A 22445-nucleotide genomic window follows, 5' to 3' on the forward strand; every position below is an offset into this window, starting at 1 on the left:
TTCTAGAAAAAGCCGGTGCGCGGTCATACGACGTCAGTTGTTTGAACTGAGATAGGACGTTTTGTTACTTCCACTATATGCTTGTCATACTGAAAATGTTCTTTCGTTTAGAGGAGCGCACTCCCCATTTTTAATTATTTCGCAGGAGCTCCACCTGAAACAGCAGGTACATTAAACGAGTTCTTCGCCGTTGTTCCGTCCTTGTCCGTTTCGTAATTAAATAGAGTACCATCCTTGGACCAACTCGCTGACTTCAGTGTCCCCTCTATACTGCGTTGTTCAACCAAATTTAGAACATCCGGTTCATTGGCAGGTTTGGAGTATATGCTGAGTTGATCACCAATAAGCATAACTACATAGGAGCCGTCAGGTGATTTCCATTCTTTTGGTGCTGCCGTTGTAGTCATTCCCTGATCCGGTCCTGCCGCGAATCCTTTGTTTCCTCCAGAAGCGTCTGCACCTGCACTGGAATCAGGTACAGTATTACCTTCAACCGGAACATCTTCAGTCATATTAGGTGTTGTATCCTGAGAAGTGAAGGATTTCGCATCTCCATTTTCCGTTTCTGTTACTCCATTCTCTTCCCCATCTGCAGAAGATTTAGGAGAATCTCCTGATCCCTGAATTCTCTGCTCAGAATCTTGGTTCTGAACCTGATTATTCTGATTATCGGTCGGAGGAGTTTTAGACGAATTATCCTGAGTTCCTTTATTCGGAGCAGGTGTTGATTCGGTAGCCGGTTGTTGAGGTGCCGGATCTGATTGAACTTCAGGCTCCTGTACCTTATCTCCACCATTCTCTTCAGGCAAGGTTTCTACGCCTTGGTTGTCTGGTTCAGTCGGTGAAACATTCGATTGATCCACAAACACATCGTTGCTGCTTGGTTGGGCTGAAGTGGCAGGATCAGAATTTTCAATACTCTTGCTCAATGGATTCTCATCCACATTGCCACTCTCTTGAGAAGCCCCAGAGCTCATCAGCATGGAATCGGCATTCTCAATCTGTTCAGGCTGGTATCCCCAGATGGCAAATCCCAAAACAACTGCTGCTGCCGCTGCACCCATGGACATACGTCCTGCCATTGAGTTAAGCCATTTTTGCTTCGTTTTCCTCTCACTTGAACGTTGTAAATTCTCAAATGCAGCGGGGACAGGATTCATTTCCTGTATGGTGCTACTTTGTTCCTTCCGTGCTTCGTCAATGGCATCAAGCTGTGGCATAATCGCATCAACCAGACTAAATTTCGGGCTTACTTGCGGTAATTCTTCCAGTTCTCTGGAAAGAGCTCTGAGTAAACTAAAATTCTCGGCGCACTCCGGACACTTCGCCACATGCTGTAGCATCTGCGCGGTTTCCGCCTCGCCCAGATCATGATCCAGATAGCGGTGCATCCATTCCACCACCTCTTCGCATTTCATCCTGTCACACCACCTTTCTGATATTCCTGTAGTAGATTCTGTAATTGCTGTCTGGCTCTAAATAAATAAGATTTCACCGTATTCAACGGAAGATCGAGACAATCCGCAATTTCATTGTAGGATAAGTCCTGCAAATATCTTAGAACAATAACGGTACGATGATGCTCGGGAAGCTTGTTGATCGCATCCTGAATGTCTTGGGCCACATATGTAGACATGACCTCGTATTCCACATCCTGATTATCCTGAAAAACCATGTCATGTTCGTCAATGGAGACAGACGGCTTGGTTCTTCTGAATTTATCAATACAGATGTTCGTAACGATGCGTTGTACCCATGTTTTGAATTGGGCCTTTTCTTCGTATGAGTTGATTTTGGTGTAAATTCGGATCAACGCTTCCTGCGCAGCATCCAAAGCGTCCTGTTCATTATTTAGAATGTAATATGCGGTCCGATAGACATGTTGTTCAATCTCCCGCAATAGGGTAATTAGAGCGTCGCGATCGCCCGATTGAGCGGCTCTGATGAGTTCCGGCTCTACCACAAAGGATCCCCCTCTCCCTGCAACCTTACAGACGTAATCATCAATAAAATTGTTGCAAAGTTAAGTATTTTTTTAATTTGCCATAACAAAATAACGGCGTATGTATTAGGGCCGCTGAAATCTTCTCTTAGAATAACAGAAATTGCATAATGAGTCACCAAACGTATCCAAAAGGGATTCCATTACTTACACGACTCAATTCAAATGCAATGGCATACATTATAGATAAGCACTTTTTTGGCTCCTAAAATAAAAAAAGTCGAAATTTGTCCAAATTTAAGCTGATTTTAATGCAATTTTCATGAAAATAGTGTATTGTAAATTTACATTCATAAACACGAGGTGATGAGCATGCCAGCTCTTGCGAAAATTCAAGCTTTAAAAGAACAAATGCCCAAAGAATACCAAAGTATTTCCCACTTTGTGGAACATGCATTGGAGTCCATTGATACTCTGGTCGAGGAACATCGGAAGTACGTAGCTGCACAGGCATTATACGGCGATAAAATCGTTGGATCGGAAGAACGCTTGTACAGAGAAACCGTACTTGATGTCAGAGCACAGCTGTTGATGACTCTTGAGAAAACGGTAGAAGATCTGTTGCACAAAGGCGATAAACACTGGAACAAACACTTTAAGGATGGCGTGGAGTAGTTCTTATATTTCTTCTACCATTTGAAAAAATGGCCCGTTTTCCGATATTCTCCCTCGTGGAGTGTAACGGAAAGCGGGCTTTTTTTGTGCTGTGCTGTAACCTGCAATCAATTGAAGTGATTAAGTGATGAATTGGTATCATCTCAATCAGCATAAAATCGTTTAACTGTTTCTTCAACCTCTGTATGTTAAAATATAGTAACTCCCTTAGTTTATCTCTTGTTGAATATAGTTATTTAAGATGGAGGTCAATATTCGAATGACAAAATCCCATAGAATCAATAGGCCGCGCGGAAAAATAGTTGCAGCTGTATTAACTGCAGTTCTCATTTCACTTGCAATGGGGATATATCACTATGTCCCTATAGATGAAAGATTAGAGAATACTTACTATTATTCATTCGGGTATAAATTTGCGGTTGGATTATTGATTAACCTCGCTATTTTACTTTTCTTAATTACGCCACTTTCTATATTGGCGGATGGATTACTTTTATACAGAAAAAAAGATAATACGTATATGAGATTAATCGTTGCTATTGCAGCATATGTTCTATTAGGCTTCACAGGTGGGATCATCTACTCGATATTTACACGTAACTTCAATACTTTTTCTGCTCAAACTATCCACATTGTTTTATGTTCTCTTGTCTTTTTAACCTTCCAGTTGGTATTAAATCGGCGTTTTTACATTTATCATCACACCGATAAATAGGTTGCGTGCCGTCACATCCGTTTTTATGCACTCTTCAACCTGCTTATTATGCGGGGCTTGTAAAATCCGTTACTCAACTCCAACCAGCTTGTACCGGATATCGATCTTCCCATCTTTCACTCTCATCTGGACCTCACCCATCTGATCCGTCCGATAAATATCTGACCCAATAGCCTCCAAACGTTCCATCACTCCCGGATTGGGATGCCCATATGTATTGTTAAGTCCTGCAGATATCACGGCGGTTTTGGCATTCCAGTATTGGAGCCAGGCTTCGGTGGACGACGTTTTACTACCATGATGAGCGACCTTTAGAACGTCAATGGAGACAGATGCAGAAGTATCTTTTGAATCAACCTGCAACGGGCGTGTAAGTACCCTTTTTACAACTCCCTCTGTAACTCCAATATCTGCACCTTTCTGTTCAAACTGGGCAGCTAATGATCCATCCTGAATCATATAGAGCAGGTCCTGCTCGGCTGCAGCATCCATATCTCCAGTGAACAACATGGAAGTCCCAGCCATGTCCAGCAAAAATACAACGGAATCATGATTCTGGTGTTCAGACACAGGCAAATTGCCTGATACATTTACATCCATATGTGCCAGATCCGGAGCTATAAAATGTAAACTCGTCTGCTTGTCAGCCTTATAGGACATGCCCTGCTGAATGGCGTACAGAGGAATTTTCCGTTCCATGGCTGTATTCAGTAATTTATCAAAGTTTTCTTTACCGCTGGTCGTGCCATTAAACATGAAACGTTTAACTGGAATCTGTTCCAGCACAGCCTGTAGTCCTCCGGCATGATCCTGATCTGCATGCGTTACAATGACAGCGTCCAGTTGATGGATGCCTCTTTTTTTCAACAGAGGAACAACCACCTTGGCACCTACCTCATAAGGATCACGTCTTGTTTTCCAAGTCTTTTCGGTGTTCCCAAAACTAACTGTTCCCCCGCCATCCACCAGAATGTGTTTGCCTTCCGGGGTTGTAATCAATGTACTGTCTCCCTGACCAATATCCAAAAACTGCACAATGCCGGTTCCAGCAGGCTTGGGAGTCTGATATGCCAACCACAATCCAGCAACAAAGCTGATTGCGAGCAAGCCGCACAACCCACGCTGAACTTTACTCATTCGTTGATGCGCATAATAACCTGCACCTCGTGCAGTAAATGCACTTGTATACTCCGGCCAGGCAATACTGGCTCCTAATGTCGTTAATGAAGTTTCTTTTCCATCTACACGGTTCTTACCTTGATCCTGTGCTACGTTAGACATCGAAGAGCGAATGCCCACATTCCCCATGGTAACTGGAGGTTGTCGCCTCACAAGAGGTGCCGTATCCTCCTCAATAAACGCTGTTTCTCGCTGCTCACCATTGCCATGATGCAACAGGTAGAGTAGGGCAAACAACACGGCATAATATGCAGCAATCCATAACAGGGAAGGTGTTGCCCAGATCAATACAAAACCTGGCAGGCTGTTCATCCACTCCACGCTTACAAATGTCAGTTGATTCAGTTGAATCGCAACCCACGCGAGAGGTTTCGCCAAGGGAACCCATAGGAATGACAACAGCATGGCAACCGTCCCTAGAGGTAATACAATGGCACTGATTAAAGAAACCAGCAGAAAGTTGGCCACAAATGAAAGTAATGAGAACTGATTGAAATAGAGAATGGTTACTGGGAATGAAATCAACTGAGCGGTCACCGTAACGGATGCTGTTGCAGCCAGAGATTTCGGCCAGTTGCTGAACAGTCGGTTAATCAATGGCATGTAGATCATCAAACCTGCGGTCACAAGAAAGGATAACTGGAAGCTCACACTTAGCAAAAAGTACGGGTCCCACCACATCATCAGTAATGCTGCTGCACTGATCATCTGAAGACCGTCTCTGGCGAGACCGCGACGTGCCATATACAACCCAATCATGGACATAATCCCTGCTCGAATAACTGAAGGTGATCCACCGGATAACAGTACATAAGCTGGAACCAGGATCAGAACAATCGTAAGTGCCGTCTCTCTGGTAAGCCTTAGCCAGGATAGAATAAGGAGAAGAGAAGCTACATATACAGCTACATGGGTCCCGGAGATTGCCAGGATATGCGTTAGACCCAGTTGTGAAAACTGACCATAGGTGCCTGGATCGATATCAGTAGCCATCCCGATAATAAGACCCTTCATATATCCTGAATGAGGCTCTGGAAATAACTGCTCAACCGCCGAGCCCAACTTATGCCTAGTCCAATCCGTCCACCGTAGTACGTTATATTGTCCAAGTCCCTCAGGAGCAACTGCTGTGACGGAACTGACTCCCTTCACTTTGAACAACCAGTGGATATGCAGGGTTCGCAAATAACTGCGATAATCAAACCCGCCAAAGTTCCTTGCTTCGCCAGGAAGGGCAAAAGAACCATTAAGCGTAATTACATCTCCCCTCTTCCAACCCGCTGCTACCTGTTGTTCTTCTTCCTCCAACAGTCTGACTTGTACCATTAATTGTTCATCTATTTGGAATGCAGATGATGCTGCCAGATCTGTATCTGCTGATGAATCCGATATGGGCAATATTGAAGACATCTGCATCTTAAAATCAGCCCGATCTCCATCAATACGTACATCTGACACAAGCTCACCCTGAATTTCGGCTACCAGACCATCTAATTCTCTAGTAGCGATATGGGTAGTCTCAGGCAGACGGCTATGATTGCGTGCGTCATTCCACTCCCAATGTGTAGCGCCTCCAATAAAGGCAGCGAGTAAAAATAAAACAGACCATCCACGCACATCCATAAAACGAAGTAAAAGTGGCAAACATGCCAGAGCTCCAATTAACCCCCAGATTAACGTCCAGCCTGTTAACGCGCAAGCTATCCCGCTCCCGCACAACCAACAAATCGTAAAACTTAATAATGGTCTGCCTTTCATTTCTACCCCTCCTTCATTTCACCCGTTGAACGCAGAAAAACCCCCGGAAAGCCAATTCAGGCTTGCCGGAGGTTCTCCCTCGCGTATTCGATCATATTTACATTAATTGCTCACGGTCATCATCGTTTCCCGCGGGGGCTGGTAATTCTCCAGCCTGCGGAATGTTATGCCCTTCTGTTCCATCATATTTGTAACCTTGCCGGTATCTTTAGGATAAGAACGATGAAACACGATTTCTGTAATCCCGCTATTCGCCAGCATATTGGCACATGTCCAGCACGGTTCGTCGGTCACATACACGGACGAGCCTTCGCGGTCGATTCGATCTGTGAATAAAAGCAAATTTTGCTCCGCATGAATTGTGCGAATGCATCGTTGCTTTTTCACCATTTCTTCTTGCCCATCGGTCACGACCAACTCATACTCTTCCGATATCATGCAACCTGCTTCAGAACAATCCGGGACGCCGGTGGGTGCACCATTATAGGCTGTTCCCAGCAGTTTCTTTCCCTGAACAAGAACTGCACCCACATGACGACGCGAACAGCGGGAACGGGTGGAAACCATATACGCGATGTCCATAAAATACGTATCCCAGTCCTTGCGTACCTCTACTGTACTCATGCTGCTTTCCTCCCGCTCAACACATTTTTTATTCTAATATTACCGAATCTGCACATAAGGTGCCATCTTCTCCAGCATCTTCATGCCGATTCCTTTGACCTTTGTCAGATCACTGACTTTTGCAAAAGGACCATGTGCATTCCGATAGTCCACAATGGCCTGAGCTTTCTTCTCCCCGATTCCGGGAAGCTCTGTAAGCTTGGAGACAGGTGCGGTATTCACATCAATCTTGCCATTGTCGCCAGCTTCCTCACGAACTACAGGTGGATTACTGTTCGAGCCCGTCTCGGAGGTAACCGAAGGATTCGAATTCGTACCCTGCACAACCGGTTCAGTCAAAGTAGCAGTAGCCGATGGAATATCGTTCGTCTGACTTGTAGTTTGAACTACTGAATCACCTTCAACTGCAACGCTCGCAAGCTCTTTAGACTCTCCTGCCTTTGCCTCATTTCCAGTCTGCAGCCCACTTACATCCGTTCCAAAAGATGTTCCTGTATTGCCCTGAACCGAAGTAGCCGACTGAACAGCAGGGAGTTCCTGCTCTATCGTCGGCTTCTCGGTGCCGAGCTGCAAGGGTTCCCAGCCACTAGGTGGTTGTTCACTTTTGCCCGACCATAATATGAGTATACTTCCAACCACCGCAGCAGCAATGGTCATTCCTTTATTCCATCTCATTCTTCCACACCTCTCCCTGAATTCAAAATCATTCATTTCGAACACGGGCGGTGCTTCCGAACCGTTGAACTTTCCTGATGAAACAAGTTGTGCATTTTTCATGTCATGTGAAACAGGTCCACACGCATAGAATAGAGGGAATGAACTGCGCCAGTACCGTAAAGCATGAAAGGAGGCCTGAAACAATGAAGGTTGGATTTATCGGAACCGGCAGCATGGGCAGCCTGCTAATCTATGCCCTGATCCAATCGGGTGCACTTGAGCCCCGGCAGATCGCCGCCAGCAATCGAACCCCGTCCAAAGTACGTCAGTTATCCCTCCGTTACCCCGGTCTGCATGAATCCCAGAGCAATCGGGAAACGGTGATCCGAAGTAACATCATCTTCCTGTGCGTGAAGCCGCTTGAATTCAAACATGTTATTGACGACATCCTGCCTGTCGTGAATCCCAATCATATAATTGTCTCGATCACCAGTCCCGTGCAGCTGCGACATCTGGAATCTTCACTTCCTTGCAAAGTCTCCAAGGTAATTCCCAGCGTCACACACCAAGTCGGCAGTGGAGCATCCCTCTGCATACATGGCGAACGAATGACCAGTGAAGACCGCGCTGTGTTGGAAAGTATGCTCAGTCATATAGGCAGGCCGTACCAAGTGGATGAAGCCTGTACACGAATTACATCCGACTTCTCCAGTTGCGGACCTGCATTCATATCGTTCTTTTTGGAACAGTGGATCGAAAGTGCGGTGAAGCTGACAGGTATCAAAAGGGCAGATGCCTGCGCTCTGGCTGGCGAAATGCTCCTGGGCACAGGCAAGCTGCTCACCGAAGGAGGATACACCCCTCAAGAGCTTCAGGCTCGTGTCGCTGTACCTGGCGGTATTACCGCTCAGGCACTTGCACTGCTGAAGGTAAGTCTCGACGGTGTTTTCGACAGCCTGATCCACACGACACATGACAAATATGATGAAGATTTGTTAAAGCTGGATGAACTATTCCGAGCCGGTGAGATTAACCGGCAACAATATTAACGAGTTTGCCTGGAACGGCAATGACCTTGCGAATGGTCTTGCCTTCCAGCGCCTGCTTAACAGGTACCAGCTCCATCGTAAAGTCCTGCATACCCTGTGCATCCAGATCCTTTGCGATCGTAGCACGAGTTACGATTTTACCGTTTACCTGAACAACGATTTCTACTTCCGCATCCACTGTCATGGACTCATCATATTTAGGCCAAGCCACGTAAGAGATTCCACCTTCATGACCCAAACGGCTCCACAGTTCCTCTGCCATATGCGGTGCCAGTGGTGACAACAGTTGCACAAAGTTTTCCATCGCTTCGCGAGGCAGTGTATCGGCTTTGTATGCATCGTTGATGAAAATCATCAGCTGGCTGATGGATGTATTGAAGCGCAGGTGTTCCAGATCTTCCGTAACTTTTTTGATCGTTTTATGAGCAGTCCGCTTGAACTCATCCGTTCCACCGTCCACCGTAATCTTGTCATTGATGGCTCCTGTGTCTTCGTTAATGAAGAGACGCCATACACGTGACAGGAAGCGGTGCATGCCTTCAACCCCGTTTGCATTCCACGGTTTTGTCGCTTCCAATGGTCCCATGAACATCTCGTACAGACGCAATGTATCTGCACCGAATTCATTCACGATTTCATCCGGGTTAATGACATTACCACGGGATTTACTCATTTTCTCATTATTGGTACCCAGGATCATACCTTGGTTAACCAGTTTGTGGAAAGGTTCTTTGGTCTCCACAACACCCAGATCATACAGCACTTTGTGCCAGAAACGAGCGTACAGCAAGTGAAGTACCGCGTGCTCTGCTCCGCCAATGTACAGATCAACTGGCAGCCATTGCTGCTGTTTCTCCTTGGAGATCAGTTCCTTGTCATTGTGCGGATCGATAAAGCGCAGGTAATACCAGCAGCTACCTGCCCATTGTGGCATGGTGTTGGTCTCACGACGTGCCTTCATTCCCGTTTCCGGATCTACCGTATTCACCCACTCCGTAACATTCGCCAGTGGTGATTCTCCAGTACCCGAAGGTTTGATCTGGTCGATATCAGGCAGCAGCAGTGGAAGTTGATCCTCCGGTACGGTCTTCATCGTTCCGTCTTCCAGATGCAGAATCGGGATTGGCTCACCCCAGTAACGCTGACGGCTGAACAGCCAATCACGCAGACGATAGGTTACTTTCCCTTGTCCTTTACCGTTCTCTTCCAGCCAAGCAATCATCTTGGCAACCGCTTCTTCATTGTTCAGTCCGTTCAGGAAATCGGAATTCACATGCGCGCCATCACCCGAATATGCCTCTTGTGTAACGTCGCCACCTTGAATAACCTCGATGATATCCAGACCGAACTGCTTCGCAAATTCCCAGTCACGTGCATCATGACCCGGAACAGCCATAACCGCGCCTGTACCGTAACCTGCAAGAACGTAATCAGCAATCCAGATCGGCAGTTTTGCACCATTAACGGGATTGATTGCATAAGCGCCAGTGAAAACACCTGTTTTGTCTTTGGCCAAATCTGTACGTTCCAGATCACTCTTACGAGAAGCCTGCTCCTGATAAGCCTGAATAGCTTCACGTTGGTCATCGGTTGTAATTGCTTCTACCAATTCATGTTCCGGAGCAAGTACTGCAAAGCTCGCACCAAACAATGTGTCCGCACGGGTAGTGAACACCTTAATGACTTCCTCGCGACCTTCAATGGCAAATACAACTTCTGCACCTGTCGATTTACCAATCCAGTTACGTTGCATATCCTTGATGCTTTCAGACCAATCCAGCTCTTCCAGGTCTTCCAACAGACGCTCTGCATACTCGGTAATTCTCAGGACCCACTGACGCATCGGTTTGCGTACAACCGGATGTCCACCACGTTCACTCTTGCCATCAATAACCTCTTCATTAGCAAGTACCGTTCCAAGGGCTTCACACCAGTTAACTGCAACTTCATCCACATAAGCGAGGCCCTTATTGTACAGCTGGATAAAGATCCATTGTGTCCATTTATAATATTCAGGGTCCGTTGTGCTGATCTCACGATCCCAGTCATAGGAGAAACCAAGCGATTTGATCTGGCGACGGAAATTGTCAATATTACGGAATGTAATATCTCGTGGATGTTCACCTGTATCCAGTGCATGCTGCTCAGCAGGCAGGCCGAAAGCATCCCAACCCATTGGGTGCAATACGTTGTAACCGCGCATACGTTTGTAACGGGAAACGATATCCGTTGCCGTATATCCTTCCGGGTGACCTACGTGCAGACCTGAACCGGATGGATAAGGGAACATATCCAGTGCATAAAATTTCGGTTTAGCAGGGTCCTCACCCGTTTTAAACGTTTTATTTGCATCCCAGTATTGCTGCCAACTTTTTTCCATGACTTGTGGCTGATAGCCGTGTTTTGGCTGGTTATTCTCACTCATCTATTGTTCCTCCTTCAGGTTATTCGCTTTAGCTTTAATTGCAACAAAAAAACCTCAGCATCCCGTAGCGTTTGCAGCGCTAGGGACGAGAGGTTGAATTCCCGTGGTACCACCCTAGTTAGCGGACGAACGTGCTTCGTCATCCACTCCCTTTGGACCTGTAACGGCGGTTAACCGATGCGGATTTCCATTCCTGAACCCAAGCTTTATACAAGCAGGTTAAACAGAATGGTGTAATCACCGCATTTCTCCAAGGCGAGTTCGCAAATCACTGTCAACCGGCTTGCACCAACCGCCGGCTCTCTGTTATGTACAGGAATTACTACTGATCCTTATCATCGAAATATGTATACAATATCGGGACCATTATATAAAAAAGCAAGACCAAAGTCAATATTACACGTTATAATCGCCATCTTGAAGTCTACGGTTTGTACCCTTCATAACGCTAGTTGCTGTTCAGGATAACCGAAAACGCTCAATGCCTTCCTCCAGATTATGAATGGTCCAATTCACATGTTCCTGATTATCATATTGGCGATAAGCGCACTCTATGCGCAGCACCAGATCAAAGTACAAGTCATATAGACTTCTTCTTTTCAGCTCACTTTCAGTTGTAATCGCATGCCCATACCCTTTCACAAAACCGGGAGTATAGTTAAAATGACTGAAATAATGCTCCATCAAAGGATCTGCCCACAGTGAACGTTCAAAATCAATAATCGCTGTGATACGACCTTTGTCTACTAGAACATTGCCGTCCCACAGATCCCAACTGACAAGCACAGGTTCTTTGACATCGTCCAGCACATTTGATTTTTGTTCAATCAAACCTCTCAATTCAGGGTAATCGATCGAAAATGTAATCCCGGCTTCTTCCCCGTCGGTAAGAATGTCCTCCATCAAATTCATAAATGCTTCTTTCCATGTGGAATATCGCTGTTTTTGCTCCGAGAAATATCCAAACTTCTCACCCTTGATTTCATTAATTCGACGATTGTACCGACCCAGCTGGTGTTCAATGGCTTCCTGCTCTTCCGCAGAATATTGATCCTTAACCTGATTATAGGGTGTTCCAGACATATACTCCATGATAAAATAACGCGCTGAAGCCATAGTTAACGAATCATCATAAGCCAGCACTTGGGGCACGGGAACATCCTGTAGCTCCGTGATGAGGCGTAGTGCCTCAACTTCGGCAATCATGAGATCCTGTTCACAGCGCATCAGATTTGTCGAAGCCGACGGTGCAATTTTGAGTACCACCCGCTGTGCGTCACTTAGGGTAATGAGATATGCATGATTGGCCCAGCCATCCACCATTTCCTTGTAGTCCTGTATACTTGCAGAGAAATGCTGCTTTATTATGGCATTCAACTGTTCTGACGAAAGTCTTGTTTTATATGTACTTTCCACTTCTACACCTCACATTGACATTTGATTTATTTCCTCAGAAAACGCTTTCTATCCGACTATTATCGCCTCCTTTACTTTAACTGGCAATACTTTTTGTCACGTCGATATATCTTTTCTTGCATTCCTTTACCCTATTTAAGAATATTGCTATTCATTCTCCATGGTAAATCAAACAAAAAAACTGCCCTTATGCAACATACATAAGGACAGTTCTCATTATTCGCTCTTACTTCACAGCCACGTAGAACAAGCGCTGTGCGCTGTCTCCGGCCTCTTTCCATTCAAAATCCGCATATACCTTCACGTCTCTAAAGCCTGCTTTGGACAACTCCAGCTTCATCCAGTCCGGATTATATGCACGCTGTACATGAACTTCTTCAAAGCGCTGGTACATATCCTTGCTACCATCATCCACACGCGAAAAAATACTGAGATGATGCTCAATCTCACAGCGATCCTGATCCAGATCACAAGTCCAAATATACGACACGGAGCGCTCATCCAGTACAAAAGGCTGCTCTTCATCATAACGAATAAGGGTATTGGGATGATGCACATCAAACAGGAACGTTCCACCAGGCTTCAGCATCTCGTATGTCCGCTGGAATGTTCGAATGACATCTTCTTGTTCAAGCAGATAATTGACGCAATCACAGAAAGATATCACCGAATCCACAGGTTCCGGAACTCGCCATTCCCGCATATCCTGCTGCACCCAACGGACACTGCCCTCACGGTACAAGCGATGACCCTGAGGCGTAGCCTCCATCTTGCTGCGTGCAACCGACAGCATATCTGATGAGAGGTCAATGCCTGTCACTTCGAAACCGGAGTTCACGAGCGGGATTGTAATGGAGCCCGTTCCACAGCCAAGTTCAGCGACACTTTTGGGCATTCCATGCTTTTCCCATGCTGTTCTTGCAAACCTTATCCAGTCTGGATAAGGCATATCTTCCATTAATTCATCATACACATAGGCAAATTTCCGGTAAGACATGTCAGGCACCGCACTTTCAATTTCATTTTCCAATCCTGCTAACAAAAGCAAAGACAGGGGCATCCGGTGTTTACCCAGCCTATCCCTGCCTTATGCGAGTTCCATATTACAACTATTTAATCAAAAGAATTACTTGTTTTCACTTTGATCCGCAGGAGCAGATTCGGACAGATACGTCCAGCTTTCCTTTTGGACCACCAATCCGTCCTTCATCAATTTGCCCAAGGCACGCTTGAAAGCGGACTTACTGATGCCAAAGCGCTGCTTGATGATATCCGGCGGAGTTGCATCAGAGTAAGGCATGCCGCCCATAGGACGCTCTTTCATAAAGGCGAGCAGCTTGTCTGCATCTTCGTTACGTCCAACTTGTTTGAGTTGAGTCATGGCCAGATTCACACGTCCGTCTTCACGTACCAGTGTCACCCGACATTTAACTTTCTCACCAAGACGCAGCATATGACTACGTTCAGATGAATGAATCATACCAATCGCGCCAAAGCCCAGTACACCGCCCTCTACAAGTACAAAAGTACCCATCTGCAGCGGCTTGTATACCGTCGCTTCAACCCACTCGTTTAACCATGAAGTTGGCGCATGGAAAGACAATGGTGAAAGCTCACGTTCCCCGGCCAATTTGGCACGCAGACGTCCCTGCTTGTCATGTTCCATGATTACAAAGACTTCATCCCCCACTTGAGGACGCAGTTCTTCCAGCTCAGGCAATTCACGAATAGGAAGCAGCAATTGCCGTCCAAGTCCCATTTCCAGGAAACAGCCCAGTCGTGGGTGAACATCAGCCACAACCAGTCGTGCCATTTCGCCAAGCATGAGATAAGGCTTTTTCATCGTTACGGCCAGACGATCTTCCGTATCAAAGAATACAAAGACCTCAAGCGTCTCACCAATCTTAATATCACGCGTTAACTCGGTATAGTGAAGCAGTACATCTTCCGATCCTGTCGTCAAAAAGAAGCCAAACGGAGACACTTCACGTGACACCGGCAAAGAGACGACTGTTCCAGCAATCAAACTCATACAGTTTCCACCACTTTGGCATCAGACCATAGTCGTTCAATGTTGTAGTATTCACGCTCGTCACGGTGGAAGATATGAACAACAACATCGCCCATGTCCATCAGTACCCAACGTGCGGAATCCATACCTTCGATACCTTTGATCGTCGCTCCGGCTGCATGAGCCTGTTTGCGAATCTCAGTGGCAATGGCTTGTACCTGTGTATCGGAATTCCCGTGACAAATAACAAAATAATCTGCCACCAGAGAAACATTAATCAGATCCAACGCTACAATATTGGATGCCTTTTTGTCGTCAGCGGCAGCAACCGCCATATTCATAAGTTCTTTCGATGATACTGTCATGAACCAACCTCCATAATCTATAATTGAGCAATCAAGTCATTGCGCGACAACACGGTTAAAGGATAAATCACACGGCGCTGCGAGATCAGCAAGCTGATCGTCGAGTCGAATCCGGCAATTAATCCTTCCTCCAGACTATGTTCAGCCTGTTCGCGAATGTGATCCACTCCCGGGAAATCTCGCCCCGGTTCAATATAATCGGCAAGACATACCACCTTGTCCAGCAGGCTCATGCCCACCCGACCCGAGGTATGCCACCGGATGGCATTAATCACTTCGGAATCCTCTACACCGTAATCACGCTTGGCTACAAAAGCACCGACTTCCGAATGCCAGAGCTGCTTGTCATGCTGCAGAAGTTCCTGGTTTAATCCGTTATCGCGGATGACCGCTTCCATCTCCGCTACGGGCCAGTACTTCGCCACATCATGCAATATCGCTGCCAGATCCGCTTTTACAGGATCAGCACCGTATTTTTCAGCCAACATCACTGCCGACTCCATCACGCCAAGTGTATGCTTCCAGCGTTTTTCCGGCATTTGCCCGGATACGGCTTGTATTAGTTTCTCACGGCTTAGTCCCATATAAACCGCTCCTTACAATGTATTGGTGCACCTCATCAGGAATCATGAAGCGTACCGAATGACCTTTGGCAAGACGTCTGCGTACGGCTGTTGATGAAATATCCACCAAGGGCATCTCGGCCAGCAAGACCCGATCCTGTAACTCGTCTGGTAGATCATCCAGATGTAACTGGAAACCCGGCCTACCAACCCCGATAAAGGTTAGGCGTTCGGCAAGTTCTTCAATCTGCTCCCATTTGGGAAGATAGTTCACCATATCCGCCCCGATAATGAAATAAAATTCATGTTCAGGATGGCGCCGCCACAGTTCCTTCATCGTATCAATTGTATAAGACACTCCGCCCAATTCCATCTCAATACCCAGCACCTCATATTGCTGCACACCCTTCACAGCCGCTTCCGTCATATCGAGACGTTGTTGTCCCGAAGCTCCGGCTCCGCGTTTGTGAGGTGGAACATGGGAAGGCATGAACCAGATCTCATCCAGTGCATGCGAGTCCCTTGCCGCTTCAGCTGCCAGGAGGTGTCCCATGTGGATCGGATCAAACGTACCACCCATGATGCCGATCTTCACCTGCGTCACGCTCCCTTATCTAGGTAGTTCGATTTGTTTGTTATCGCGAGATTCTTTGTACAGGATGATTGTGTTACCGATGAGTTGTACAAGCTCACTTCCCGTTTCACGGGCAACTTCTTCTGCCATCTCTTTTCTGTCCTCGTCATTGTTGTTCAATACTTGCACTTTCATCAATTCGCGCTTCTCAATCGCATCTTCGATGTGACGGAACAGGTGCTCATTGGTTCCACCTTTACCAATCTGAAATACAGGGGTCAGGTGATGTGCCTGTGACCGCAAAAAGCGCTTTTGTTTACCGTTTAACATGAATACTCCATACTCCTTATGTTGAGCAGGCCCTGATCGACAACGCAAAAACTGTCCGGACCTGACCATTCAATTATTATTTTCACACTTCAAAACTGTTTAGTACTGCTCGTCTCATCGTCACCACAGGAGCCGGAATGCCAAGCCAATGTTCAAAGGCCACTGCGCCCTGGTATACAAACATCCCCAGACCACCGTGAACCGTACATCCGCGCATCCGTGACTCCCGAAGCAGACGGGTCTCCAGCGGATTGTAGATCAGATCACTCACCGCTGCTCCTTCACGGATCAGTGCAGGATCAACCGGTACGTCATCAACATGTGGGTGCATTCCGGCAGCCGTTGTGTTAATCACGATATCAGCCGTAGCCAGTACCGTTGCAGCGTCTTCCATACCACTGCCCGAGATTTCTCCCAAGCCATGGCCTCGTAAATCAGAAGCAAGTGCAATAGCCCTGTCCGCTGTACGGTTCAGAATGTGGATGCGTTCAGGCTTCTCCAATGCAAGTGCGTATATAACGCCTCTCGCCGCTCCTCCTGCTCCCAGGACAGCAATACGTTTGCCCGCAAGCTCCGGCACAGCCTCTTCCTTCAGCGATCGGACATAACCAATACCATCCGTATTGTACCCTGTCAGTGTTCCACCTTCATTAACGATGGTATTCACCGCACCAATCAGGCGAGCACTTTCATCGATCACATCCAGATACTGCATCACCTGCTCTTTGTGCGGGATGGTGACATTAACACCACGATAGCCCAGTGCCACAATTCCCCGAACTGCCGCCTCCAGTTGATCCGGATGAACATGCAGTGGCATATACATTCCATTCACTTCTGCAGCCTGCAGAGCCGCATTCTGCATTGCCGGAGACTTGGAGTGAGCAATCGGATCACCCATAACACCGAGCAACACGGGAAGTGAAGAGTTGAATTTGTTCTGCTCAGACATAAGTCCGCCTCCGATCCATCTGATGTACAGATTCTGAGAATTTACTAGATCAAGGATGGGCGGATCTGTACACGAATGCCTTTTGGAGCATGAACAGCAACCAGCGCTCCAATATCGCCATTAACCTTAATCCAGCCCAGACCCGAGATGAATACATCCGATTGACTGCCGCGTTTGATGCGGAATTCATGTCTGGTCCATTCAGCCATCTCTGCTGCATCCTCACGGGTTGGCGGAGACAACAATTCTCCCAGATGGTCGCGGTACAGATCATCTGCACGCTCCAGCTTTGTCCGGTGAATATCAAGCGCAGTGCTGATAAAACAAGTGAACGACTGGCGATCACCTTCCACAAAGTCAAATCGAGCCATGCCGCCGAAGAACAGCGTCTGACCGGAATTCAGCTGATACACAGCCGGTTTAAGCGGTTTTTCCGGCATGATGGCAGCGAGATCCTTACGTGAAACAATCTCGCTGAAACGCCATGGATACACGATTCCAGGCGTATCAATAATATATTTTCCATCATCCAGCGGAATGTTCACCATATCCAGCGTTGTTCCCGGATAACGGGATGTGGTCAGTTCCTGCTCCAGATCGCTGTAATCACGGATCAGACGGTTAATCAGTGTGGATTTACCCACATTGGTACCGCCAACCACGTACACGTCACGATCTTCGCGATACGTACCTACAAGCTCAAGCAGTCGGTCGAAGCCCTGATTTTGCTTTGCACTGCACAAGACGACATCCACGGTACGCAAACCCTGTTCTTTGGCTTGCTTCTGTACCCAGTTGCGAACCTTGTTCCAGTTGGTTACTTTCGGAAGCAAGTCCGTTTTGTTCACAGCAAGCAATACCGGATTGTTGCCTACAAAACGTTGCAGACCGGAGATAATGCTGCCATCAAAGTCAAACAAATCAACGATATGGATGACAAGTGCATCCTTATCCCCGATTTTGCTAAGCAGCGCCAGGAATTCGTCCTGATCCACCGTAACGGATGATGACTCATTGTAGTTTTTGATGCGGAAACAGCGCTGGCATATAACCGGTTCACGATCCAGTGCCTTCTCGGGGATAAACCCTGGTAATTCCGAATTTTCTGTTTGCAGATGCACGCCGCATCCGCTGCACCTTACGGCAAGATTGCCGTTATGCGGTTCTGTCATTTCTTCTTTTCCTCCTCAAGCCATAAGCCTTTCCTGCGTAAACTCGTTAGAGCAATCCGTTCCACGCGTCGATTGAAGCGGGTCATAAAACCTTCGTCCCCAATGGAGATTGGCAGTACCAGAACGGTATATAACCCCATTCGGTTCCCTCCATAAACGTCCGTAAGCATCTGATCGCCTACTACAATCGTGTTTTCAGGAGATAACTCCATCATTTTCATTGCTCTACGAAACGGTACATTCGATGGTTTGCGTGCACTATGCACAAACTGGATATCCAGCGGGGTCGCAAACAGGGATACACGATTCAAATTGTTATTGGACACAATCATCAGCTTGAAACCTGCCTCTTTCACACGTGCAAACCATTCAATCAGTTCGGGCGTAGCGTCAGGGGCTTTGGCTCCAACGAGTGTGTTATCCAGATCAGTTATAATTCCACGGTAGCCTTGAGCGTACAGCTCTTCCAGATTAATGTCAAAAACCGTGTCTACACGCAGCTTGGGCATTAACATTTTAAACAAAGAAGTCACCTCAGTTTCATACGACACACTATATCACAAATCCGTCTTTCCTGAAAATGCATACAGCGCCTGATGGCATAGGAAAAAAGGAAAAACGGGACGGGCAACAACTATGCTCGTTCCGCTTTCAGTTCCTTCCGCAGCTTCAAGGCGGTCTGATAGACGCCCTTCCAGTCGTCGGCAGTTACGGACGCCGGACTGTAACGAGTCTGTTCAAACTTCGTGAGAAGCTCATGCAATGTCGCTTCTGCAGCAGGTTTTGCCTGGCTCCAGCGGGCTACCGATTCACGAAGTGTCTCGTCTCCGCTCCGGGTTAACCCTTTGCGTTTCACATACTGAATCCAACGCTCGGTCTCTGCCACTACCTTCTGTTCAGGGGTGAGCGGTCCACCTGTCCGTAGACGAAGCAGGAAGAATCGCATGGAGAAACGATTACGCCAGAACATATATGCTACCCACAATACAATAATGGCTCCTGCAGCCCAGATAACAAAAGTCGGGATGGCAGACGATGTCTGCTCAGGTGCAGGGGTCTGCTCTTCCTCTTGTACCGGCTCCTCTTCTGGCTCTTCTTCAGGCTCATCTACAGGCTGTACATCAGGCTGTTCCGTCAGCAGCGGCATATCAAAGCCCGGCGTTGCTTCAACAGGAATCCATCCATACTCACCAAAGTAAACCTCTGCCCAGGAGTGTGCATCTGCATTGGTAACGGTGTAGGTCGTCTCAATCTCCGCGCCAGGTTGACGTGGAGCCTGCATGTCCGAATTCAGGGACAATTGTCCAGGCGCATAACCTTTAACCCATCTTGCAGGAATGCCCTCCGAGCGCGCCATCATCACCAGCGCAGTGGAGAAGTAATCACAGTAGCCTTCCATAATATCGAACAGGAAACCTTCCACAAAGTCGCTGCTTACTTTTCGAGATAAATCCGGATTGTTTGTGTATTCAAAATTAGTTTGTAAATAGTTTTGCAGTAATGCCACTTTTTCATACGGAGTATTCGCAGATGCTGTTATCTCGGCTGCCAGATCCGATACCCGGTCAGGGAAACGGGAAGGTAACTGCAAGTACATATCGTCTGCCGGATTACTGTTATACAGATCTTCAAATGACTTCGTACGAAGCTCATCTTCCACAATCACAGGGGCTTCCGATACGATAGTATATGTCTTGGGATACTGTGGTTGCTGACGGTCTGTCACCACATGCAGTTCAGCCTGTTCGGCATTCCACAACATCCGTTCCGTTCGGTCTTCACCATTAATCGAGCTAACTTCCGAGATCGAATAAGCACCAAAGAGAATCGGATAGACATTGTCATTCAGCATCGTTACGTTCTGAGTCACTTGTTTGGTATTCACATTACCGGATTCTTGGTTCTCCAGAGGCTGTCCAGCTTCAACATTCTCTGTTGCACCCCGTCCACGGTCATCCCAGCCTGTGCCTGTATACTCTGCACGTGTCTCACCGCGCCAGTAACTGCGCTCATTGGTCGTGACAGACATGACAGGGGTATAGTCGAAGTTAAACCCTCCACCAAGCTGATTGTCTTCCCTGCTGTATCCCGATTCGGTAGCCGCGGGAATATCAAGGTTTCCGTTACCTGCCTGACTTGTGGAAGTTCCGGTATAGTTACGCCATGCCGTATAGGGGTCCGTCAAGGTGGGTGGAATCTCCGGCATATTGACGCTGGCTACAATAATTAAAGAAAAGATAATGGCAATATTGGCCAGGACTTTATAAGGATACCGGATAATTCGTTTCCAACCTTGTGGATACTGTAGCTGATAGTTACGGAAATGCTGACATACGAGCCATCCCATTCCCGCAAACATCACCCACGCGATTTCAATCCAGAGTGGAATCTGGGTGAAAGAATCGAGAATCCCCATCGAAATGATGTTAACACCCAGAAAAACAAGAATACGACGTGTTGTGGTCACGAGTCGAAGCGCAGCTTCAAGCATCACCCATGCACACAGGGAGAACCAGATGTACGGCGTCATGTGTAATATGAATTGCTCCGCTCGGTCCGTTAAAGAGCCATAAGGGATGTACACGGTGTAATCAATCAGCGTTTTATGCAAAATGTAACCAACAACGACCGCCTTGATGATCGCCCGATACATTGTTTTAAAGGGCAGAATGACCTCCAGCACACTGACTGCTGCAAGTGTCCATAACACCAGAGAAGTGGTCTCCGTGTACCACGATTCCTGCGTAAATGAAATCCACTGCATTCCAATCAGGAAAATCCAGAGCAATGACGCTGCATGATACCAGGATCGTTTGCCCGCAATACTTTCATTTCCTTTTGTACTCATACAGAACCTCCCCCCATCACCGTTGGAAGCTCCTGCAAGTGAGAAACAGTGAATGACCTCGTGCCTCTTCCACGCAACATGGCATTCCACTCGGCACTTCGGCGGGATTCACTGGTATCGATCAGAATATGACATGGAGTCATGCCCCGCGTATCGGCCCAGCGCAACAGTTCCATTATTTTTTCATCCTTCTGGGGAGAAATCACGACAAAGTAAGCTCCCTGAGGCAGTTGACGTGCGATTCTTTCCACGCCGGGCAACAGATGGGTATCCTGACCGTTATATTGAATATCCACCAGATGATGCATCATCTTCTGTCGTTCCATCAGACTTTCACTGGGGGCCATGAAGGATGTCTGGTCTGACAATGTCAATAACCCCATCCCCATTCGTTCCCTGACACCATACTCCAGCAGAGAGGCAGCCGTGGAAACGGCAATTTCAAATGCATCCCCATGTTCATAACTTGATGCCAGCGCATCCAGAACCAGAATGGTTTTGGGCACAGACTCATGTTCAAACTCCTTGGACTTCCAGTTCCCTGTCTTTGCCGTTGCATTCCAGTGAATGCGGGAAAGTCGATCTCCGTATACGTAGTCACGTACACCATTGATCTGAGTGGTCTCTCTCCGTGAGCGGGTTAACGCCGTCTGAGGACCGGATAACCGTGATTTGCGGTCGTAGAGCTGCCAATATGGAATAAATACCGTTCTTGGCAGTACGCGAAACTCACCTTTGGCCTTAAACTTTCCCCGATGTTCAATCAGTCCAAATATGTCCTCGCTGGCACATTCCGTTTCTGAAAAAACATACTTCCCCCGCTCAAGTGGCGGTGTCTGAAAAGACAACTCGCCATTACCTCTCATATTGGGAATCAAACTTTCCTTGAACGACCACGATTCTCCGTTATGCCGATGCAGCATTTCACGCACAACAACATAGGGAAGCGGGAGGAATCCCGGAATAGTCAAACTCAGCTGTACTTGAACCTGGTCACCCGCATGCAGCAATTCTTCGTGGTCTGGACCAGAAGATAACCTACGAACTCCTTGAGCACGTCTTACCCCGCTAAATCCAGCAATGGCAAGGTACACACAGAGCAGGGTCACCATCGACAGCAGCATAAGGGATGTCTTCCCGCCCTGAAACAAAACATAAGCCAGACAGCACATCCACACCATTGCGATGCT

At 47.2% G+C, this 22445-nt stretch carries 21 protein-coding genes and 1 other annotated feature; of the genes, 3 read left to right on the top strand and 18 right to left on the bottom strand.

Annotation, left to right across the window (positions count from 1 at the left end; all coding sequences use genetic code 11):
• Positions 1 to 134: 134 nt before the first annotated feature.
• Together NZ043_RS00110 and NZ043_RS00115 are read right to left on the bottom strand one after the other, a co-directional pair.
• Positions 135 to 1418, bottom strand: coding sequence for a zf-HC2 domain-containing protein (locus NZ043_RS00110; protein ID WP_289389901.1), 1284 nt, complete (start codon positions 1416 to 1418; stop codon positions 135 to 137).
• Positions 1415 to 1963, bottom strand: a complete 549-nt coding sequence (locus tag NZ043_RS00115; protein WP_017687205.1) for a sigma-70 family RNA polymerase sigma factor — start codon at positions 1961 to 1963, stop codon at positions 1415 to 1417. Before NZ043_RS00115 ends, NZ043_RS00110 begins: the two co-directional genes overlap by 4 nt.
• 351 nt (positions 1964 to 2314) lie before the next feature.
• Here NZ043_RS00115 and NZ043_RS00120 point away from each other — a divergent pair, with 351 nt between their 5' ends.
• Both NZ043_RS00120 and NZ043_RS00125 read left to right on the top strand, forming a co-directional pair.
• Positions 2315 to 2617, top strand: a complete 303-nt coding sequence (locus NZ043_RS00120; RefSeq protein ID WP_062835531.1) for a hypothetical protein — start codon at positions 2315 to 2317, stop codon at positions 2615 to 2617.
• 259 nt (positions 2618 to 2876) lie between these two features.
• A complete protein-coding gene (locus NZ043_RS00125; RefSeq protein ID WP_091028359.1) occupies positions 2877 to 3332 on the top strand; it encodes a hypothetical protein in 456 nt (151 codons plus the stop codon).
• A 69-nt stretch (positions 3333 to 3401) separates the two neighbouring features.
• On the opposite strand, the gene NZ043_RS00130 is transcribed toward NZ043_RS00125, so the two are convergent.
• The 3 genes from NZ043_RS00130 to NZ043_RS00140 all read right to left on the bottom strand — a co-directional run bounded on the left by NZ043_RS00130 (position 3402) and on the right by NZ043_RS00140 (position 7568).
• Positions 3402 to 6269, bottom strand: a complete 2868-nt coding sequence (locus NZ043_RS00130) for a ComEC/Rec2 family competence protein (RefSeq protein ID WP_133385573.1) — start codon at positions 6267 to 6269, stop codon at positions 3402 to 3404.
• Between the two features lie 102 nt (positions 6270 to 6371).
• Complete coding sequence (locus NZ043_RS00135) at positions 6372 to 6893, bottom strand: cytidine/deoxycytidylate deaminase family protein (RefSeq protein WP_091028354.1); 522 nt, start codon at positions 6891 to 6893, stop codon at positions 6372 to 6374.
• 39 nt (positions 6894 to 6932) lie between these two features.
• Positions 6933 to 7568 carry a helix-hairpin-helix domain-containing protein gene (locus NZ043_RS00140; RefSeq protein WP_339310142.1) on the bottom strand — a complete coding sequence of 212 codons (636 nt, stop codon included), beginning with the start codon at positions 7566 to 7568 and terminating at the stop codon, positions 6933 to 6935.
• A 185-nt stretch (positions 7569 to 7753) separates the two neighbouring features.
• Between NZ043_RS00140 and comER the strand changes: the two genes are divergently transcribed.
• Complete coding sequence (comER, locus tag NZ043_RS00145; protein WP_127545169.1) at positions 7754 to 8599, top strand: late competence protein ComER; 846 nt, start codon at positions 7754 to 7756, stop codon at positions 8597 to 8599.
• Here comER and leuS read toward each other — a convergent pair.
• From leuS to NZ043_RS00210, 13 genes are all read right to left on the bottom strand, one after another.
• Positions 8580 to 11024: a leucine--tRNA ligase gene (gene leuS, locus NZ043_RS00150; RefSeq protein ID WP_339310145.1), complete on the bottom strand. Its 2445-nt coding sequence runs from the start codon at positions 11022 to 11024 to the stop codon at positions 8580 to 8582. The two genes, comER and leuS, sit on opposite strands and share 20 nt — an antisense overlap.
• A gap of 78 nt (positions 11025 to 11102) precedes the next feature.
• Positions 11103 to 11372, bottom strand: a binding site (T-box leader).
• 111 nt (positions 11373 to 11483) lie between these two features.
• Complete coding sequence (locus tag NZ043_RS00155) at positions 11484 to 12440, bottom strand: aminoglycoside phosphotransferase family protein (RefSeq protein ID WP_249912124.1); 957 nt, start codon at positions 12438 to 12440, stop codon at positions 11484 to 11486.
• 226 nt (positions 12441 to 12666) lie between these two features.
• Positions 12667 to 13437 (bottom strand): class I SAM-dependent methyltransferase, encoded by a 771-nt coding sequence (locus NZ043_RS00160; RefSeq protein WP_249912226.1) that lies wholly within the window; start codon positions 13435 to 13437, stop codon positions 12667 to 12669.
• A 129-nt stretch (positions 13438 to 13566) separates the two neighbouring features.
• Positions 13567 to 14472 (bottom strand): S1-like domain-containing RNA-binding protein, encoded by a 906-nt coding sequence (locus tag NZ043_RS00165; protein WP_036668546.1) that lies wholly within the window; start codon positions 14470 to 14472, stop codon positions 13567 to 13569.
• Entirely contained in the window at positions 14469 to 14816 is a 348-nt protein-coding gene (gene rsfS / locus NZ043_RS00170; RefSeq protein WP_036615136.1) for a ribosome silencing factor, read from the bottom strand. The genes NZ043_RS00165 and rsfS overlap by 4 nt, the downstream gene beginning before the upstream one ends.
• A 17-nt stretch (positions 14817 to 14833) precedes the next feature.
• Positions 14834 to 15400, bottom strand: a complete 567-nt coding sequence (yqeK, locus tag NZ043_RS00175) for a bis(5'-nucleosyl)-tetraphosphatase (symmetrical) YqeK (RefSeq protein WP_289389906.1) — start codon at positions 15398 to 15400, stop codon at positions 14834 to 14836.
• Complete coding sequence (locus tag NZ043_RS00180; RefSeq protein ID WP_074095918.1) at positions 15384 to 15974, bottom strand: nicotinate-nucleotide adenylyltransferase; 591 nt, start codon at positions 15972 to 15974, stop codon at positions 15384 to 15386. Before NZ043_RS00180 ends, yqeK begins: the two co-directional genes overlap by 17 nt.
• Positions 15975 to 15989: 15 nt before the next feature.
• Positions 15990 to 16283: a ribosome assembly RNA-binding protein YhbY gene (gene yhbY, locus NZ043_RS00185; RefSeq protein ID WP_017687186.1), complete on the bottom strand. Its 294-nt coding sequence runs from the start codon at positions 16281 to 16283 to the stop codon at positions 15990 to 15992.
• Positions 16284 to 16365: 82 nt separating this feature from the next.
• The gene (aroE, locus tag NZ043_RS00190) at positions 16366 to 17235 is read right to left on the bottom strand and encodes a shikimate dehydrogenase (RefSeq protein ID WP_339310148.1); all 870 of its coding nucleotides are present in this window, start codon (positions 17233 to 17235) and stop codon (positions 16366 to 16368) included.
• Positions 17236 to 17279: 44 nt separating this feature from the next.
• On the bottom strand, positions 17280 to 18407 hold the full coding sequence (gene yqeH / locus NZ043_RS00195; RefSeq protein ID WP_017687184.1) for a ribosome biogenesis GTPase YqeH: 1128 nt from the start codon (positions 18405 to 18407) through the stop codon (positions 17280 to 17282).
• Entirely contained in the window at positions 18404 to 18931 is a 528-nt protein-coding gene (locus tag NZ043_RS00200) for a YqeG family HAD IIIA-type phosphatase (RefSeq protein WP_036615148.1), read from the bottom strand. The genes yqeH and NZ043_RS00200 overlap by 4 nt, the downstream gene beginning before the upstream one ends.
• 110 nt (positions 18932 to 19041) lie before the next feature.
• Positions 19042 to 21255, bottom strand: coding sequence for a transglutaminase domain-containing protein (locus NZ043_RS00205; RefSeq protein ID WP_339310150.1), 2214 nt, complete (start codon positions 21253 to 21255; stop codon positions 19042 to 19044).
• Positions 21252 to 22436 (bottom strand): DUF58 domain-containing protein, encoded by a 1185-nt coding sequence (locus tag NZ043_RS00210; RefSeq protein ID WP_235431636.1) that lies wholly within the window; start codon positions 22434 to 22436, stop codon positions 21252 to 21254. Before NZ043_RS00210 ends, NZ043_RS00205 begins: the two co-directional genes overlap by 4 nt.
• Positions 22437 to 22445: the final 9 nt, after the last annotated feature.

This window comes from Paenibacillus sp. FSL k6-2145 (genome assembly GCF_037976585.1).
Lineage (GTDB): Bacteria > Bacillota > Bacilli > Paenibacillales > Paenibacillaceae > Paenibacillus.